At 52.1% G+C, this 18,588-nt stretch carries 14 protein-coding genes, 1 pseudogene and 2 CRISPR repeat arrays (1 of these 17 only partly in view); of the genes and pseudogenes, 4 read left to right on the top strand and 11 right to left on the bottom strand.

Annotation, left to right across the window (positions count from 1 at the left end; genetic code table 11):
- A CRISPR array of direct repeats spans positions 1–350; the repeat unit is 29 nt; unit sequence CGGTTTATCCCCGCTGGCGCGGGGAACAC; it reaches 2,120 nt to the left of the window's first position.
- An 84-nt stretch (positions 351–434) separates the two neighbouring features.
- From cas2e to FHW74_RS17840, 10 genes and pseudogenes are all read right to left on the bottom strand, one after another.
- Complete coding sequence (gene cas2e / locus FHW74_RS17885; RefSeq protein WP_183171704.1) at positions 435–728, bottom strand: type I-E CRISPR-associated endoribonuclease Cas2e; 294 nt, start codon at positions 726–728, stop codon at positions 435–437.
- A gap of 2 nt (positions 729–730) precedes the next feature.
- A complete protein-coding gene (gene cas1e / locus FHW74_RS17880; protein WP_183171809.1) occupies positions 731–1,648 on the bottom strand; it encodes a type I-E CRISPR-associated endonuclease Cas1e in 918 nt (305 codons plus the stop codon).
- Positions 1,645–2,292: a type I-E CRISPR-associated protein Cas6/Cse3/CasE gene (gene cas6e, locus FHW74_RS17875; RefSeq protein WP_183171703.1), complete on the bottom strand. Its 648-nt coding sequence runs from the start codon at positions 2,290–2,292 to the stop codon at positions 1,645–1,647. Before cas6e ends, cas1e begins: the two co-directional genes overlap by 4 nt.
- Entirely contained in the window at positions 2,274–3,026 is a 753-nt protein-coding gene (gene cas5e / locus FHW74_RS17870) for a type I-E CRISPR-associated protein Cas5/CasD (protein ID WP_183171702.1), read from the bottom strand. Before cas5e ends, cas6e begins: the two co-directional genes overlap by 19 nt.
- A gap of 9 nt (positions 3,027–3,035) precedes the next feature.
- On the bottom strand, positions 3,036–4,094 hold the full coding sequence (gene cas7e, locus FHW74_RS17865; protein ID WP_183171701.1) for a type I-E CRISPR-associated protein Cas7/Cse4/CasC: 1,059 nt from the start codon (positions 4,092–4,094) through the stop codon (positions 3,036–3,038).
- Between the two features lie 10 nt (positions 4,095–4,104).
- A complete protein-coding gene (gene casB / locus FHW74_RS17860) occupies positions 4,105–4,674 on the bottom strand; it encodes a type I-E CRISPR-associated protein Cse2/CasB (RefSeq protein ID WP_183171700.1) in 570 nt (189 codons plus the stop codon).
- Positions 4,671–6,233 (bottom strand): annotated as a pseudogene (gene casA, locus FHW74_RS17855) (type I-E CRISPR-associated protein Cse1/CasA). The gene casB and the pseudogene casA overlap by 4 nt, the downstream one beginning before the upstream one ends.
- 500 nt (positions 6,234–6,733) lie before the next feature.
- Positions 6,734–9,382 (bottom strand): CRISPR-associated helicase Cas3', encoded by a 2,649-nt coding sequence (cas3, locus tag FHW74_RS17850; protein WP_183171808.1) that lies wholly within the window; start codon positions 9,380–9,382, stop codon positions 6,734–6,736.
- A gap of 174 nt (positions 9,383–9,556) precedes the next feature.
- Positions 9,557–9,874 (bottom strand): DUF1493 family protein, encoded by a 318-nt coding sequence (locus FHW74_RS17845; protein WP_183171807.1) that lies wholly within the window; start codon positions 9,872–9,874, stop codon positions 9,557–9,559.
- A complete protein-coding gene (locus tag FHW74_RS17840) occupies positions 9,874–10,326 on the bottom strand; it encodes an STM2901 family protein (protein WP_183171699.1) in 453 nt (150 codons plus the stop codon). Before FHW74_RS17840 ends, FHW74_RS17845 begins: the two co-directional genes overlap by 1 nt.
- A gap of 263 nt (positions 10,327–10,589) precedes the next feature.
- A CRISPR array of direct repeats spans positions 10,590–11,167; the repeat unit is 29 nt; unit sequence CGGTTTATCCCCGCTGACGCGGGGAACAC.
- Positions 11,168–11,497: 330 nt separating this feature from the next.
- Here FHW74_RS17840 and copA point away from each other — a divergent pair.
- The 3 genes from copA to ybaK all read left to right on the top strand — a co-directional run bounded on the left by copA (position 11,498) and on the right by ybaK (position 15,444).
- A complete protein-coding gene (gene copA, locus FHW74_RS17835; protein WP_183171698.1) occupies positions 11,498–13,999 on the top strand; it encodes a copper-exporting P-type ATPase CopA in 2,502 nt (833 codons plus the stop codon).
- Positions 14,000–14,084: 85 nt separating this feature from the next.
- On the top strand, positions 14,085–14,882 hold the full coding sequence (locus tag FHW74_RS17830) for a TraB/GumN family protein (protein WP_183171697.1): 798 nt from the start codon (positions 14,085–14,087) through the stop codon (positions 14,880–14,882).
- Between the two features lie 82 nt (positions 14,883–14,964).
- Positions 14,965–15,444: a Cys-tRNA(Pro)/Cys-tRNA(Cys) deacylase YbaK gene (ybaK, locus tag FHW74_RS17825; RefSeq protein WP_183171696.1), complete on the top strand. Its 480-nt coding sequence runs from the start codon at positions 14,965–14,967 to the stop codon at positions 15,442–15,444.
- A 44-nt stretch (positions 15,445–15,488) separates the two neighbouring features.
- On the opposite strand, the gene ushA is transcribed toward ybaK, so the two are convergent.
- Positions 15,489–17,141: a bifunctional UDP-sugar hydrolase/5'-nucleotidase UshA gene (gene ushA, locus FHW74_RS17820; RefSeq protein ID WP_183171695.1), complete on the bottom strand. Its 1,653-nt coding sequence runs from the start codon at positions 17,139–17,141 to the stop codon at positions 15,489–15,491.
- A 190-nt stretch (positions 17,142–17,331) separates the two neighbouring features.
- Here ushA and FHW74_RS17815 point away from each other — a divergent pair, with 190 nt between their 5' ends.
- Positions 17,332–18,546, top strand: a complete 1,215-nt coding sequence (locus FHW74_RS17815) for an MFS transporter (protein WP_183171694.1) — start codon at positions 17,332–17,334, stop codon at positions 18,544–18,546.
- Positions 18,547–18,588 lie beyond the last annotated feature (42 nt).

The following is an 18,588-nucleotide window of genomic DNA, read 5'->3' as shown; positions in this document are numbered from 1 at the left end:
ATAAATGGTGCGCCCACGGTTTATCCCCGCTGGCGCGGGGAACACGCAATGAAAGACGGCCCAGTAGCCAGCGGAACCGGTTTATCCCCGCTGGCGCGGGGAACACCTCATCAAGCACCTGATCAGCTACTCCCGTCTCGGTTTATCCCCGCTGGCGCGGGGAACACACGAATTTCGGCGTCGTCCAGGGCGCGCAGTTCGGTTTATCCCCGCTGGCGCGGGGAACACGGCAGGAGATAGAACTGGCTAATTTGCCGTATCGGTTTATCCCCGCTGGCGCGGGGAACACGGGCGCTTGCCTTCCTCGCTTCCTGCCTCACTCGGTTTATCCCCGCTGGCGCGGGGAACACACTAATCATATGTCTTTGTTTTAACTAAACTTTTATCGCAAAGAAAACCCCACCAGCTTTTTGATAAAAATTAGAAAAACTAACTCATTGATTTTCAAGAGGAACAAAAGAAACTAACCGCAGTCCATCCCAATTTACCGGGATTCGTCGGTTTTCGCCCCAAGTCTGGAATTCAAACCCCGATTCATTATTAGTAGCCCATGCCATTACGACATTGCCACTCTCTGCAAGTAAGGTGATCTGCTGCCAAATCATCTCACGAATACGTCGGGACACATCACCCACATATACCCCAGCGCGGATTTCCAGTAACCAAACAGCGAGCCTTCCACGCAAACGGGGTGGTACATTTTCCGTAACTACAACCAGCATACTCATTATTAACGTCCTCGTAGACCAGGATCGCCAGATGAGGCTGGTTCAGGTATGGCGGGAGGAAGCATATCTGGCGCGGGTTGCGGTGGTTCAATTTCACCCGCAGCAAGTATTTCTTCAATCAGCGGGATAAGCCTGCCGGTGATCTTCGCGCTACGGAAAATATCACGGCAGGCGAGGCGAACTTCGCGATCGGGATGGGTTGGTTGAGTAGCCGCTATTTCAAACGCTTTGGGTACAACAGTCTCAAATTTAATGATATCAGCGATGTCATAGACAAAAGAAAGTGCCTTGCCGCTATGGATAAAACCTATAGCGGGAGCATAGCCTGCAGCGAGGATAGCCGCTTCAGTAATACCATACAGGCAAGATGTGGCTGCGCTGATGCATTGGTTAACTATGTCTCCTTTTTCCCAGTCTTTAGGATCGTAGTTACGACCATGCCACTTTACGCCATACCTTTTTGCCAGGGTGGAATACGTTTGCCGCACCCGAGCTCCCTCTATGCCACGCAATTGCTCCACTGAACGACGCGCTGGTGGAGGCTCATGAAAGCGAAGCTCATACATCTTCCGTACTACTTTCAACCGCAACACGTCATCAAGCGCAAGCCTAGCCTGATAGAGTAGTTTGTCGGCCCGCGCGCCACCCGGTTGCCCGGAAGCATACAGCCGAACACCCGCCTCCCCTACCCAGACAAGCAGCGTACCTACCGTTGAGGCCAACCTGACAGCAGCATGAGAAATACGTGTTCCGGGTTCAAGCATAATGCAGGCGACGGATCCCACAGGAATGTGGGTGCGAATACCGGTTTTATCAATCAGCACAAAAGCACCATCCAGTACGTCAAGGTGACCATACTGGAGGAAAATCATCGAAGTGCGATCTTTGAGAGGAATGGGGCTTAGCGGAACAAAACTCACCAAAAGCTCTCCGGTTTGATAAGCATTAAACCACAACCAAATGCCTTGCTTTTACCGAAGCCTGAGACCAGTTTTTGCATAAAACGCGTGGGATCGTTAACTTCGAGTAAGCCACCAAAATCAACCGTGCTATAGCGGATTAACTCTCCTTTTGCTTTCGCTATAAATTGTTGACGATAAACCTCGATTTTACTGATGACAGGCGTAAAACCATGCGCATCGCCTTCTCTCGCCAACCAGGCTTGCGCCACATTTTGTTGTTCCTGCAATATCGCCTGCGCAGAGGCTTTATCACGTAACTGATATTTCACGTCCATTAGAATGTCATGGCGTTTACCTGCACGACAAACGACAGGATTAGCTCGTAAACTGAAACAGAGCCGCTGACCCGGCGTTAATAGCGGTAAAAACTCCCGGCTTTCAATACCAAATAAGGGGTGATGAACAGGCAGTGCTTCGGAGAGTACATAAAAACGAAACGCTCCCTGCAGCTCTTCACGCCGGTATAAAAAGTGACGTTCTTTCATGGCCGGGAAAAGCTCCCACAGCCATTGATGCATTGCGTATTCCCCCTTTTCCACCATCTTTAACAGGGCCTCTGGGGAAAGTTTACGGGTTTCGAGGGTTATTTTTGAGAGATACACGTCTCCTCCTTGAGCGCTATTCCTTTGAAATAAATACGTTCCGTAAAGAGCCAGTGTTCACGATCAACAGGCTGATCGCGGCGAGAGAGTGTCCGCTGCTTATGCAATCCTTCATGCTCACCTTCCCACCAATACTCGCTGGACATCGCGTTAAGCGAACGCAGCGCGCCTGCCAACTGCGACATTTTGCTCTGATAGTGATTCGTGGAACGGCTTAGAACCTGAGCCGCATTGCCCTCGACAATTTGTGGATCGAGCGGCAGCGCCAGCGGATGACTTTTACGGCCAAGATAAAGCGGAAATACGGGATGGCGAAGGGCATCTAAAAGCTCGTCTAAGCGATATGGAGCGCTTTCAGTCATCGCAACGGCAACTACCCACCAGGCATCGGTGTAATAGTCCCGTTTGGTAATCAATGCCTCCAGAATCGCGGGATCGCGTAATTCCTCTCGGCGGCAGAAATAACGTTTTTTCCTGACCTCTTTCGGCATCTGAACGGTGTGGTAATCTCTTGCCCAGCGCGGCCTGGCGCTGGAACAGAGCAGAAACTGATAGTGACGATGAAGTACTGCCAGTTTCTCTTTGTCATCCCGACGAATACCAAGCGCCGCAGCCAGTAGACCCAGCAGCGCCGAGCGCGAAGGTAAAGGACTGGAGTGCCGAACTTCACCCGGCGCGTTTTCTCCCCACGATGCCATCGGCCCATGAAGTTGAAAAACCAGATACTGACTCATGCTCGCTCCTTAGCTGCAAATGAAATCGAGCACGGCCACCAGGCTGCCTTTGCCTTGATCAGCATTGAAATCAATGCATTCGCTTTGCTGACCATAGACCTGATTCATGTTTTGACGTAACTGTGTGATACGTGTGACAGCAGTATCGATCTGATTGGTGCCATTGATGGGAGAGTAAAACGCCGCAGCCAGTGAACGCGGTTGATCAGTTCCTTTTTCCGCCAGCGTCCACGATGCATACGCCCTACTGGCAAAACTGTTTTGCTTACCCGTTGGCGACACTTTTAACGCCGTTTCGGTTAAGGCACGTAGCGTCCGATTAACCAGATCCATGTCGTTGTTGAGATTTTGCGTCAGTAAATCTCGGTCAATACAGACGTAGGTATAAAACAGCGCTGCACCAAAACCCGTTTCCCCCAGATGCCCTGCGCCTGCGTCGTCCGATTCGTTGCGTAAATCATCGACGGCAGTAAAAAAATCGTCCTCAACAACCGTTTCCCCTACGCCAAAAGCATGAGCAACCTGACACGCGGCCTCAATGTTATAGGCAGGTTTCGAGGCCAACATGCGGCCAAACAGGGCGATATCGACGGCCATCCGGTCGTGGCGAAGTAATTCAAGTTCATCAGCGGTTGGCGCTCTATTTTCCATCGCCAATTTTTGCGCCAGCGTGGTTACCGCTTCCATCTCTACGGGGCTAACATGGGCAAGTTGCTCTGTTTCAGTTTCGATAAGCGGATCTTTGTCTTTTTCTTTTTCAGTTTTAGGTTTGCCAAAACACTCGGCAATCGACTTTGCCCAGGCAATCGCATCTTTCTTATTAATACCCGAATCCAGCAGGATTTTTGCCGCTTCCCGTCCAATGCGCCCGGTGCGCGTACCAATATGTCCTGCCAGCGCCTCCTCAAATAGATCAGACTTACGCCATGCGCGCTTTAGACTTTGCGATGAAATCCGCAGACGAGTCGACCCGCCCAATACCACCGTCTTTGGTGCGCCGGTGTCATCGCGGTTGAGGTTAGCGGCTGGATAGGCAGTTAACATATGAAGCTGGATAAATGTTGTCATGTGAAAATCCTTATTCGTTTTCAGTGTCTAAATCGGAGATATCGTCAGCCTGGTAATATTCCATGGCCCAGCGGATTTGAATAAATTCAGTCAGCGGCTGCTGGCGGCGGTAGTGCGTGCGCAAATCTTCATGTTCCTGGCACCAGTGAAAAACATCTTCTGCGAGCGAAACCACATTGACGTTCCCACCAAGCAGCATCACGGCGCGGCGCAGTTGGCGCAGCAGGGCATCAGGTGTTTTTACTGCACGCAGGCGGGCAAAGCGCAATTCCGACATTAATGGCCGCTTACTTTCACTTTTATTACCTGCGCGGGCGGCAAATGTCTGCCGCTCATCGTTGCTTTTTACCTGCGACACCAGTCCGGCCACCAGCGCCAGGGCGGTAAAACGCCACGCCTGATGTTCGACTTTCCACAAAGAATGGGTTTGAACAAGTAATGACCGAAAACCTTCGGACATACAGATCTCATTCACTGTCTTGCTGCGCCGTAGGCTTGCACGTAATCCACGTTGGTTTTCAAGCTGGCTATGCCATGTGCGAAGCGTTTTTTTATGTTCATCCGTTAAAAAAGTTCTCACTGTGCCTCCTGCTCTTTGCCCCGTCTGGAGCGGCTTGCTGGTTTATCTTTTGTGCGAGTAAAGTATTTCTTACGCGCCGTCATAATCCGTTTCATGTCCATCGGCTCATAAGGGTTGGTAAAGACTCGCTTATCAAACTCCTTACGGGCAAATTGCCAAAGATAGCCACGCCAGAAAGTAATAAGTTGCTCCCCTTCGCCCCCCTGCTCCAGTGATGAAACCAGTTCAAAAAACGCTGGCTGAGTGCGATGCCAGAAATCGATATCAATAAAGCTAAAATCCCCTCTTGCATTTTTGGGATTGGAAAACCATGCCTCTTTTAGGGCGCTACGCAGTTGGGAAACAGTTTGCGAAGCAAATTTAGCGGCTTCCTGAAGATGAGGAAGTAGCGCGTTACGTTGGGCTTTATCGATATGCAAAACGGGAAAATGGTGCTCGTACCAACAGCGCGCTTTCATATTGTCGAAGTCATAACCGAATCCCCATAAACCGCTGATGACATTTCGGGGCCGGTATTCCATGAACAGACGAGTCGCTAACGCGGGAAATTCGTCATTGTTATCGTTTGTGACTTCCCAATTCAGTCCCAGCCAGTCTCGCCAAAGCAATCCCCCCGGCTGCGCCTTTCAGGAAAATTTTTCACTCAGTTCTTTTTTGGGGCGTCGATACGGAGTCAGTGGATGCTCCCAACACTCATATTTGACGCCATAATTTTTGACTTTCATGCTGCTAAGTAATTGGTCTGAAATAGCACCACAAAGATGGCAACTGCCGGATACAACGTCAGAAAAATCGATACGTATCCGCCGTGGCATTCCCCAGTAAGCCTGAAGTTTATTAACCTGGACCGGCGTGGTTGCTCTGTCTTTTTCACTGGTACGTGTTGGGCCAAGCCATGGAAATACGGACGCATCGTAGCTCTGCGGCACGGGCAGCGCTGACACATCTTGCGGCATGACATTCGCCCAGACTTTGCGCCACAGGGGGATCTGTTGCTGGTCGCCTATAGCATGAAGTTCCACCAGCGTTGTCATTGGGCCGCCGCCACGTAATCCTGTGCGATACCCTTTACCGCCTGCCGGGGCATTAAGCTGCAACGCGAATAACGCCAACGCCGCGCAGTGCGGGCAAAAATGTTGTGTGACGTCACGTTTGATAAAATGATCTTTGTTGAATTTGATGGCCTGGCTGCCTGGGGTATCAGGAAGCAAAAGCGCAATATCTACACTTTCGCCCGCAAGCGGTTCGATATCTTGCATAAATGACGGAGACGATTCGCCAAAAATAAAGCGGTCAGCTAGCGGTAATAACGCTTGTTTTACCTTTTCGCTACTCAGACCTTCATCCCAAATATCCCGCCACTCTTCACTATCTTTCGGGGCTAATGTGGTTTGCAGCAAACCGATCATAAATTGCCATGCTGCCCCCTGAAGATCGGCTCGATTGGCCACCAGATCGACAACATTGTCATTGTTGATATCCACAGGTGCCAGTTTTCCCTGTGTTCCGTCTTTGAATCTGACGGATAACCAGGGGGTAGTGATTAAAGAAAGCTCCATTTTCACTCCTGAGAAACATCGCCATCCTTGGCTAATTCAATCCTATTTTCTTTAATTAATAGAGAATTCAAACTGTAATAATAGTTTGCTTCCCAACCGGAACATCAATTTACATATAAAGCGCTTATAGGTTGGCGTTATTATATTCATGCCATTTCTCCATGTATGGATTTACCTTTAAATAAATCATCAATTAGATGAATTTATTTTCGAAAATCATAATCAAATCGAATTAAAACGCACTGCTAACAATGGAAAAATAACACAAAAATAAAAAAATGGAAGGCAATAACCGCTGCTGCTTTAAGCTTTAAAAAATAACCATCACTAAAAATAACAATGCTACTGAACAGATTATTTTTCACTTTATGATTGCACCATTGGTAGAATGAGGACTTCCCTCTTTTGGAGGGATCAACCGGCAATTACCGCCGCTAATAATGTTCCCCGTGCAAACGGGGTTAAGCCCTGGAACTTATAGGTTCCAGGCACTCTAATTACTAATTGCCTATTAACCCTTCTTCAGCTGAATAGCCGCAGTCTTTTTGATCCGTTACCAAAACTACGTTGGCATACACCTGCTTTTGCTCGTTGCACCACTTTTGTAACGCTTCGCCAGCAAGCATTGAAAAATCCTGCTCATGCTTTAGCCACCAGCTTTTACGCACATGCAGTGAACTCATCTCCCACGCGTTTTCGCCTGACGCCCACGGAACCACATCATCGCCTTGCTGTTTTGCCAGCCAAAGTGTGATGGACTCCTCTGCAAGCCGCGTTGCCAGCTTTTCCGGCATCATGTCGTTTACTCCAGGCATGTATCCCGGCGTAAAATTCACGCTTTGCTGATCGGCAATAGCCAGGTCGCAGTAATATTTACCTTCCTGCTCGTTTCGGGAGCGAGCAAACCCGGGCGGTACTGTTATGTCATCGCCGTAAACCGACTCAATTAACATTCGTGCAGATTCCGGCATTCTTATTTCTTGCTGCTGACGAAGGATGCGCTGGGTCAACCATAGCTTAGCGTGATCGGGGTAGATATATGCGCTGTTGGGCATAAACGAAGAGAGCCAATCAGGCTGTGGTTCATCCGTCCATTCTGGCGAATAAATCATTAGCACTGGCGAAGAACGTTCATCTTCGCCAGTGCTTTTGAGCTCGCCTTTGCGATTGCGGATATGTCTTTTTAGCCGCCCGGCGCGTTGGATAAGGAGATCGACGGGCGCAAGGTCGGTGATCATTTGATCTAAATCCAGATCCAAACTGCTCTCTAACACTTGGGTGCTAATAATCACTTTACCGGCACGATGCCCACTTTCCGGCTTACCAAACCAACGCAGCGTTTTACTTTCAATCACCTGGCGATCGCAAAATGCAAACCGGCTATGAAACAGCAGCACACTTTCAGGATTAACTTTGCCACTGCTAATTAATTGGCGGTATATGCGTACCGCATCATCCACTGAATTACGGATCCAGGCGATGCACTCCCCTTGAGCAACTGCATCCAACAATGCCGTAATGCATTCAGCTTCACTGTGCCGCCAGTCAACGGCCACCCGGCGCATAACCTCTTTACGTGTAGCTACCGGGCTGGAGTCTATTTCGCCACTGGCAACGTGAGTTACCCAGGGATAGTCATGCTGTGACAGAAATGGCGCCGCCACCGTTTTTCCCGTTCCACGGGAAAAGGCGGCAACCAGACGTTCACGCTGAGATTGAGACAGGGTTGCTGATAGCAAAATTGCCGAGTTCCCATAACGCGCTTGCGTTTCGATCAGATTCTCAAGAATTTTCGACATGAAAGTGTCATAGGCATGGATCTCATCGATAATCAGCAACTTATCAAGAAGCCCAAGCAACCTAAGGTTGTGATGCCTGAAGGGGATTACCGCCATCATTGCCTGATCGATTGTCCCTACGCCGATATCAGCCAGTAATGCTTTTTTATTGCTTTGCGCAAACCATGCAGCACATCCCTGCGTAGACGGATGTTCATCATCGGGCTCTTCAGTACCTTCTGTTTCATTAAGCCATACCGACTGGCTAAACAGATCTGAAAGATGGCGTGCGCTGTGCGCCAGAATCAGGCTGGGGTTACTGGCATCCTGATAAAATTTTCTCGCGGTTTTATACATGCGCTCATACATAGCGTTCGCCGTCGCCATAGTCGGCAAACCAATAAACATTCCTCTGGCTTTTCCTGCCGCCATAAGCCGGTGCGCCAGGATTAATGCGGCTTCTGTTTTCCCCGCGCCTGTCACATCTTCCAGAATAAACAAATGTGGCCCCTCGGCAGAGAGGTCGATATTCTCCACTTTTTGTTGCAATGGAGTGGGTTGAGAAACAAACGGAAATAAATGCTTAATATTAATATACGCGCTGACTAATGGTAATTGAGGTAAATGTTGTACCGCTTTATTAGCATTATCGAGCGCGATCTGCCAGTAGGCTTCCAATGGCATTGAAGATGCTAACCATGGGAAATACGTAGAATTCGAGCCTATCCAGTCGGCCAATACTATCACCGCAGAAACAGGCCATGATAATAACTTTATTGTTTCACGCGCTTCTGGTGTATCCCAGTGAACAGGAATTTCAGCATGAGGAAATAGCCTCAGTGCTTCATTTAAAAAATCACGAATAGCATCATAATCTTCTTTGCGAAAATGATTTGACACGTTTATTAATCCAGGCGGCGCCCCGTGATGACCTGCTGAAATTGACATCCAACGATTGACAGCATCTTCCAGCTTTCTGCCCTTAAGTTCTGTTTTGGGATAAACCTCTAAAAAGTCGGGTATGATTTCTTTCCAAAGCCAATACCCAAGCGCAGTGTGGTGCGCTTTTGAATACCTTACGAAGGGAGTATCAGCCGTACCTAAATCCTTATGCCGATATCTTTGCTGGAACGCATGGGCAAATTTCCCGACATCATGGCAACAGAGCAACCACAAGAAAAAATCTACCATTGCTTCTTTACTGGAAAAGCCCAACTGGGATAAATAATCTTGGGTATGATAAATATTATTTTTTAACATCCAATAGCCTGCTGCGGCTACGTCAAGGGAATGCCAGACCAGCAGATGGTAATCATCGCCTGCAGATTTATCACCTAAGCGCGTCTTTCCCCAATAATTAAATATTGTCAAATTCAAACCACTCCATGGTCAACTTTCTGGATATGATCGCGCTATTACGTATTGGGTTGTGTGATTCAATTCAAACTATCGACATTAAGCAGATAAATATTATTGGATTTTTCATAAATGAAATGCGTTTAATGTTATCCTGCTCGCATATAAAGCATAAAGGCGCTTTAGCTCTTAGTCATACAACCATCTTCCTGCCTTCGCTGACTCAATAATCATTTCAAGTGTCAGCGGTTTCAATTTGCGGCCACGCCACTGTTTCTTGAGCTTCCACTGCCACCAGAATAGTTCTGGCTCAAAATAATTATCTAAATCAAAATTACTGTGTTCAATGTCATATCTGGTGAACAGATCGATGAGCATGTCCTCCAGATCTTCTGGTACGAAATTAAAATACTCCTGAAACGTCCACTCCTTCTTTGCCGGACGCTTACGCTCGCTATAATTCTCGGTGACGTATTCCAGAAACTCTTGCTCATCAGGTAATAGCATCAGAAATATGTCCATGCAATCCGATCTTTTGGTCGGGCGATCAGGTTAAATTTACTTCTTGTCACTTGTCCAACAGCGGCAAATATGATGATAGCCTGTGCATAGCCGACAAAGGGAACAGCTCTCCCAACCGCCGTCCCTATTTTGTTTGTGTAACGAATTTTGCCCATACCAATGGTAGTTTTGACTCGCCTTCCTCCCGGAAACCGAGCGTCTTTTAAAATTTGTCTGGCCGCTTTTGAGGCGATGCTCGTTCGGGAACCGGATGCGCCTAATACCTTGCGTTTTGGCACCAGGGGCATGCCAGCCAGAATTGTTGCTGCGGTTTCTACCGAAACACCCATATGATCAGCAAGGCTCTCAGCGAATATCAGCCAGAATAATTCTTCTGGAGTGACATTTGCGTTGCCGTGATAGAAATATGTACCGCCCTGTTCTTCTACCGTATCCATTTCATCATCCCTGTCAGTAATTCATTTTAGATTAACCCCTGCTAAATATATCAACAACGAAGCTAACTTTAATGCTGGCAATAAAAGTGCCCTTGCAGCATTGAAAACTCGATACTCGTTACAATATAAATCAATGATTTAACAATCATTAATGGTTAAAAAAGGCCCTTAACCTAAAAAAATTCCGATATCTGAATGATTTCTTTTATGCCTCATGGGGACAGGCAACATGGAGTAACGGGGATAATGATTAAGTCACTGACCGGTTTATCCCTGCTAATGCGAGGAACACTTTTGCGGTGGACAAGTCCGGCACTTCGTTCACGGTTTATCCCAGCTGACGCGAGGAACACCCTGTGGATTTTACCTGAACCGTTGCCATTTGCGGTTTATCCCCGCAGACGCGGGGAACACCGTAAAGCCCGCGTCCAGGCTCAAAAAGCGGCCGGTTTATCCCCGCTGACGCGGGGAACACGAAAGATTAAATGCCGAGATGAGCAAAAAAGGCGGTTTATCCCCGCTGACGCGGGGAACACTCATCACAAATAACGTAAATCTTAGCCATTTTCGGTTTATCCCCGCTGACGCGGGGAACACAGGAGGTAGCCTTTTTAGATAAAGCCCGGGAGCGGTTTATCCCCGCTGACGCGGGGAACACGCCAGCCCCGGTACCCTGAACAATCAGACGGGCGGTTTATCCCCGCTGACGCGGGGAACACGGTCTCGTCGCGTTCCCACTGCGAAATGGTTACGGTTTATCCCCGCTGACGCGGGGAACACGAGTGTGGGAATCCCGGCGCGTTATTAGCCGCCGGTTTATCCCCGCTGACGCGGGGAACACCTAAATGTATCTTACTGAATTATTTATTTTTTTAACACACGCCAAAACCCACCAATTTTTTCAGAATCTTAATAATTACTAACCTATTGATTTATATATGATGTCAGGAAACTCTGACTCATCACTACGACTATTCACCGAGATAGCTTAATGAACATCAAATCCGGAATTAATTCGCCCTTTCCTGTCTCAATGTCTGGACGAACACCTTTCAAGCACCCTTCGATACATCAAAGAATCCCCCCTTGACCTTCCCCTTGCTGTAAGGTTTACCCTTCTATAACGTCACCAAAGCCACTCAGTTTTGGCTCACCGAGAAGGAGTTTCACAATGTCTCATACTGTTAATCTCACCCTGGATGGTCTCTCCTGCGGCCATTGCGTTAAACGGGTAAAAGAGAGTCTGGAAAAACGTTCTGATGTCGACACCGCTGACGTCACTATCACGTCCGCGCTGGTTACCGGCAGCGCATCTGCCGAGGCGTTAATCGAAACCATAAAAGAAGCCGGATACGGGGCGGAGTTAAGCCACCCAAAGGCTGATCCGCTGACAGAGTCATCAATCCCGTCGGAAGCACTGACAGCGGCACCTACCTCGCTTCCGGCAGACGCGTCGTACGATGACAGCCAACAGTTGCTGATCGACGGCATGAGCTGCGCCAGTTGCGTAAGCCGGGTTCAAAACGCGCTTTCCGGCGTGCCCGGGGTGACGCAGGCACGGGTGAATCTTGCGGAGCGCACCGCGTTAGTGATGGGTAGCGCCTCCGCAAGCGAATTAATCAGCGCGGTTGAGAAAGCCGGATACGGCGCTGAAGCCATTGAAGACGACAACGAGCGCCGCGAGCGCCAGCAGCAAACCGCCCAGGCGGCGATGAAGCGCTTTCGCTGGCAATCCGCCCTCGCGCTGGCCGTGGGCGTGCCGGTGATGATCTGGGGCATGTTCGGCGACAATATGATGGTCACCGAAGATAACCGCTCGCTGTGGCTGGTTATCGGTGCGATCACCCTGGGCGTGATGATTTTCGCGGGCGGCCACTTTTACCGCAGCGCCTGGAAAAGCCTGATGAACGGCACCGCCACCATGGACACCCTGGTGGCGCTCGGCACCGGTGCCGCCTGGCTGTTCTCCATAAGCGTGAACCTGTGGCCACAGTGGTTCCCGATGGAAGCGCGCCATCTTTACTATGAAGCCAGCGCTATGATTATCGGTCTGATTAACCTCGGCCATATGCTGGAAGCCAGGGCGCGCCAGCGGTCGTCGAAGGCGCTGGAACGGCTGCTTGATCTCACACCGCCCACCGCGCGCGTGGTTACTGAAAACGGCGAACAGACGCTGCCGCTGGCAGAAGTCCAGCCGGGCATGACGCTGCGCCTGACCACCGGCGATCGCGTTCCGGTCGATGGCGAAATCACCGAGGGTGAAGCCTGGTTTGATGAAGCGATGCTGACCGGCGAGCCGATCCCGCAGCAAAAAGGCGTCAGCGAGAGCGTCCACGCCGGAACCGTAGTGCAGGATGGCAGCGTCTTGTTCCGCGCCAGTGCGGTCGGCAACCATACCACCCTGTCGCGCATTATTCGCATGGTGCGCCAGGCGCAGAGCAGTAAACCGGAAATCGGCAAACTCGCCGACCGCATCTCGGCGGTGTTTGTCCCGGTCGTGGTGCTGATTGCGCTGCTCAGCGGCGCCATCTGGTACTTCTTCGGCCCGGCACCGCAAATCGTCTATACCCTGGTGATCACCACCACGGTACTGATTATCGCCTGCCCTTGCGCGCTGGGGCTGGCAACGCCGATGTCGATTATCTCCGGCGTAGGCCGCGCCGCCGAGTTTGGCGCGCTGGTGCGCGATGCCGATGCGCTGCAACGCGCCAGCACCCTCGACACGGTTGTGTTCGATAAAACCGGCACACTGACTGAAGGTAAACCGCAGGTGGTTGCCGTGCTGGTGTCCGGGGGCGTTGACGAGCAGCAGGCGGTGCGTCTGGCCGCCGCGCTGGAGCAGGGCTCCAGCCACCCGCTGGCGCGCGCCATCCTGGATAAAGCGGCGTCGATGTCGCTGCCTACAGTGAACGGGTTCCGCACCCTGCGCGGGCTGGGCGTCAGCGGCGAAGCCGAAGGCCATACGCTGTTGCTGGGCAACCAGGCGCTGCTGCGCGAACAGCAGGTGGATACCCGCGAACTGGATGCGGAAATTGACCGTCAGGCCCGGCAAGGCGCAACGCCGGTGCTGCTTGCCATTGACGGTAAGGCCGCTGCGCTACTGGCGATCCGCGATCCGCTGCGCGAAGACAGCCGCGACGCGCTGGCCCGTCTGCATCGCGAGGGCTATCGCCTGGTCATGTTGACTGGCGATAACGCCATCACCGCTCAGGCCATCGCCAAAGAGGCCGGCATCGATGAGGTGATCGCAGGCGTACTGCCGGATGGCAAAGCGGAGGCGATTGCTAAACTGCAACGCGAAGGTCGCCAGGTCGCAATGGTCGGCGACGGGATTAACGACGCCCCTGCGCTGGCCCAGGCGGATGTGGGTATCGCCATGGGCGGCGGCAGCGATGTGGCGATTGAAACCGCCGCCATCACCCTGATGCGCCACAGCCTGATGGGCGTCGCTGATGCGCTGGCGATTTCCAAAGCCACGCTGCGTAATATGAAGCAAAACCTGCTGGGCGCGTTTATCTACAACACGCTGGGCATCCCGATTGCCGCCGGTATTCTGTGGCCGCTGACCGGGACGTTATTAAACCCGGTAGTAGCCGGCGCGGCAATGGCGCTGTCGTCCATTACCGTCGTCAGCAACGCCAACCGTTTGTTGCGCTTTAAACCCAAAGCCTGATGATTCGCCCGGGAGGCTCTCCCGGGCGAATTTGCACCTTTCTGTTCAGCGCGTTAGCATGTGTTCTTTTACCGGGAACGCATTTATGGGCTTGTTTGACCGTCTGCGCGCACTACTGGGGAGCTTTTCTCCGGTTAACCCCTGGCCCGCCATCGACATCACGTTGCCCGGAAAACGCTACCTCCACCTTGTCGGCAGTATCCATATGGGCACAAAGGATATGTCGCCGCTTTCAGCACGCCTGGTTGAAAAGGTGCGTCGCGCCGATGCCTTGATCGTCGAAGCGGATATTCGCGAAGGGGGTTCGCCGTTCGGCTTTGATCAGCCTGAGCCCCCGCTGGCTGAGCGTCTGGATGCTGCCAGCCTCGAGCAAATTGAAAAAATCGCCAGCGAACTCTCCATTCCCCTTGCGCGTTTGGAGCACCAGCCGGCCTGGCAGGTGGCGTTAATGTTACAGGCCCATCAGGCCCAAAGCCTGGGGCTGCGCCCGGAATACGGCATTGACTATCAGCTGTTGCAGGCCGCCCAGGCCAGTCACACCCGTGTGATGGAACTGGAAGGCGCGGACAGCCAAATTGCCCTGCTGCGCCAGTTGCCTGAACAAGGGCTGGGGTTGCTTCATGACACCCTCACCCACTGGCACACTAACGCCCGGCTGTTGCAGTTGATGATTGGCTGGTGGCTCGGTAACCCGCCGCGCGACAGTCACGTCTCTCTGCCCAATACCTTCGCGCACGATCTTTATGACGTGCTGATGAATCAGCGTAACCAGGCATGGTGCGAATATCTTCAAAACCTCCCACCAGGCCGTTATGTGGTGGCGGTGGGCGCGCTGCACCTGTATGGCGAAGGCAATGTGCCTGCGCTGCTGAAGAACCTGTAGCAGATGCGCAATTTTGTTCTATTTTTCCGCTGCCTTTGCTTTTAACCTTTTCTGATGACTGAACCTAAATCAGGTAATTACCATGACACCCGCGGTCAAACTGCTCGAAAAGAATAACGTCGCGTTTAAAATTCACGCCTACGATCACGACCCTCATGAAACCAATTTTGGTGACGAGGCGGTGCGTAAACTGGGGCTTAATGCCGACCAGGTCTATAAAACGCTGCTGGTCGCGATGAATGGTGACGGCAAGCAACTGGCGGTGGCGGTGACCCCCGTCGCCACGCAGTTGGATTTGAAAAAAGTCGCCAAAGCGCTGGGCGCGAAGAAAGTGGATATGGCCGATCCGATGGTCGCGCAGCGTACCACCGGGTATCTGGTAGGCGGCATCAGCCCGTTAGGCCAGAAAAAACGTTTGCCGACGCTGATTGACGCCCCCGCCCAGGGTTTCCCGAGTATCTATATTTCCGGCGGCAAGCGCGGCCTGGATATCGAACTCGCCGCAGAGGATCTGGCATCGCTACTCAACGCCACCTTTGCGGATATCGCCCGCCGCGATTAGCGCCCATAAAAAAACCGGGGCTGCATGCCCCGGTTCGCTGAGTCTTATTTCCAGCTTACTTCGCCTTTCGGTTCGTAAGCGTTCACATCCAGCGGCGAGTTTTGTTGGATGTACTGTTTCAGCACTTCCGCATCAATAAACCCGGTATTCACATAACCCGGCTGGTTATCGATTTGCGGATAGCCGTCGCCGCCCGTGGCGTTAAAGCTCAGCGTCGCCATGCGGTAGGTTTTATTCGGATCCACCGGCTCGCCTTTGATTTTCAGATCGCTCAGGGTGCCGCCGGAAGCGCTAAAGCTCACGTTGGCGAACTGCGGATAGGCGCCGGAATCCGGCTTTTTCTGCGCCACGGCGGTGAGATAATCCACTACGGCTTTGCCCGGCATATCGATATACACCAGGGTATTAGCAAAAGGCTGGACCTTGAGCACGTCTTTATAGGTAATGTCCCCCGCCTCAATCGAATCACGGATACCGCCGCCGCTCATCACCGCGAAATCGGCTTCGGTACGCGCCATCTGCGCCGCCAGGATCAGGTGGCCGAGGTTGGTCTGTACAAAGCGGACTTTGCTGCGGTCCCCTTCCAGGTGGCCGTTGACGTTGCCAATATTCACCTCAAGCTGGGCTTTACCCTTGCTCTGGAACGGCGACAGCAGCGAGAGCATTTTCTGGTTCTCGGCGATTTCCGGGGTGTAAAGGATGCGCTCGCTTTTGCCGTTGTCCCAGGTAACTTTTTTCTTCAGGTTTACCGGGATCAGCTGATAATTCACCAGTTTCATCTCGCCGTTACGGAATTCAAAATCCGCGCGGCCTACGTATTTGCCCCATTCATGAGCCTGAACAATCCAGATGCCGTTCTGGCGATCCGGCGCGCACGGCGTGCCGGGCACGTAATCCTGCTGCTTTTTATTCTCCGCCGCCATGCACACCGGGTTTTGCGAGTGACCGCCGACAATCATCGCCAGCGATCCCGCCGGCAGGCTGCGCGCCATTTCTACATCGCCCGGCGCGTTGGAGCCGTGCTCACCGTTATCGTAGTGCCCCATATGGGTAGTGGCGATAATCACATCCGGCTTTTCGGTTTGCTGTAATTCCTGAATCACCAGTTTGGCTTCTTCCGCCGGTTTGCGGAATTCGATATCGGTAAAGAATTCCGGGTTGCCGATTTTCGCGGTGTCGTCGGTGGTCAGGCCGATGACCGCGATGTTCAGATCCTGGCGCTTAAACAGCGCCCAGGGTTTAAACAGCCGTTCGCCGGTGCTTTTCTGGTAAATATTGGCGGAAAGGAACGGGAATTTGGCCCATTTTTCCTGCTGGCGTAACACAGTAAGCGGATTATCGAATTCATGGTTGCCGACGGCCATCGCATCGTAGCCAATCAGGTTCATCCCGCGAAAATCAGGCTCGGCATCCTGCAAATCAGATTCCGGCACCCCGGTATTGATATCGCCGCCTGAAAGTAACAGCACACTGCCGCCCTGTTCGGCGACCTGCTGACGAATACTGTCCACCAGCGTTTTCTGCGCGGCAAGGCCATATTCGCCATATTCGTTACGCCAGAAATGGCCGTGGTGATCGTTGGTATGCAGGATGGTAATTTTATACGTTTTATCTTGCTGGTAGGCCTGCGCAGGCGCGCTCAGCATTCCGAAGGCCATAAACAATGCCAGTGCCAGGCCGGATTTGGCTAACCCCATGTCAAAGCTCCCTTTAAAATAACTTTTAGGCAACAGTATAGCGGTAAGTCACCCTATACCACTTCCTTTTCAGATTTGCGACTTTCCTCGCACCGGGATGCGCGCTATGTTAGCAAAGCAACTATTCTCCTCACGGATAATTCCCTGCGTTATCCGCTAATAATAAAACCGTTTTTTTGGAACCTATGGCATGAGTCAACAAACCCAGTCGATAACCGGGCAACCGGCATCGCCGCCAAAAAGCCGCACGTCGTTCGGTATTTTGGGGGCAATTAGTCTTTCGCATTTACTGAACGATATGATCCAGTCGCTGATCCTGGCGCTGTATCCGCTATTGCAGGCTGAATTTACCCTGAGCTTTGTGCAGATCGGCATGATAACCCTGACATTCCAGCTCACGTCGTCGCTGCTGCAACCGGTGGTCGGCCACTATACCGATAAATACCCGATGCCCTGGTCGCTGCCGATTGGTATGTGCTTTACCCTGTGCGGGCTGGTGCTGCTGGCGATGGCGGGCAGTTTCCCGATGGTACTGCTGGCGGCGGCGCTGGTCGGTACCGGTTCGTCGGTGTTCCACCCGGAATCCTCCCGCGTGGCGCGTATGGCCTCCGGCGGGCGCCACGGCCTGGCGCAATCGCTGTTCCAGGTCGGCGGCAACTTCGGTAGCTCTCTCGGCCCGCTGCTGGCCGCCATCATTATCGCGCCTTACGGCAAAGGCAATGTGGGCTGGTTTGTGCTGGCCGCGCTGCTGGCGATTGTGGTGCTGGCGCAGGTTAGCCGCTGGTATGCCGCGCAGCATCGGCTGGCGAAAAGCCGTCCGGCGGTAAAAATAGAAAACCCGTTGCCGCGCCCGAAAGTAATTCAGGCAATTAGCGTGCTGCTGATCCTGATTTTCTCGAAATACTTTTATATGGCGAGCATCAGCAGCTACTTCACCTTTTACCTGATGGAGAAGTTCAGTCTGTCGGTGCAAAGCGCCCAGCTTCACCTGTTCGGCTTTTTGTTCGCCGTGGCGGCGGGCACCGTGATCGGCGGACCGGTGGGCGATAAGATTGGTCGCAAACTGGTCATCTGGGGTTCCATCCTTGGCGTTGCGCCCTTTACACTGATCCTGCCGTACGCCAGTTTATGGTGGACGGGCGTGCTGACGGGCATCATCGGCTTTATTCTGGCCTCGGCGTTTTCGGCCATTCTGGTGTATGCCCAGGAATTGCTGCCGGGGCGCATTGGGATGGTTTCCGGACTGTTCTTCGGTTTCGCCTTCGGCATGGGAGGGCTTGGCGCAGCAGTGCTTGGCTTCGTCGCTGACCAGACCAGTATTTTTCTGGTTTATAAAATCTGCGCTTTCCTGCCACTTTTGGGGATACTCACGATATTCCTCCCGGATAATCGCCGCAAAGCGTAACGTAACGCGGCCAAAGCACCACTTTGGCCGCTGCTGTACCCC

Origin of the sequence: Atlantibacter sp. RC6 (assembly GCF_014193285.1) — a bacterium.
Taxonomy (GTDB): domain Bacteria; phylum Pseudomonadota; class Gammaproteobacteria; order Enterobacterales; family Enterobacteriaceae; genus Atlantibacter.
This window is presented reverse-complemented; position numbering and strand designations above follow the sequence as displayed.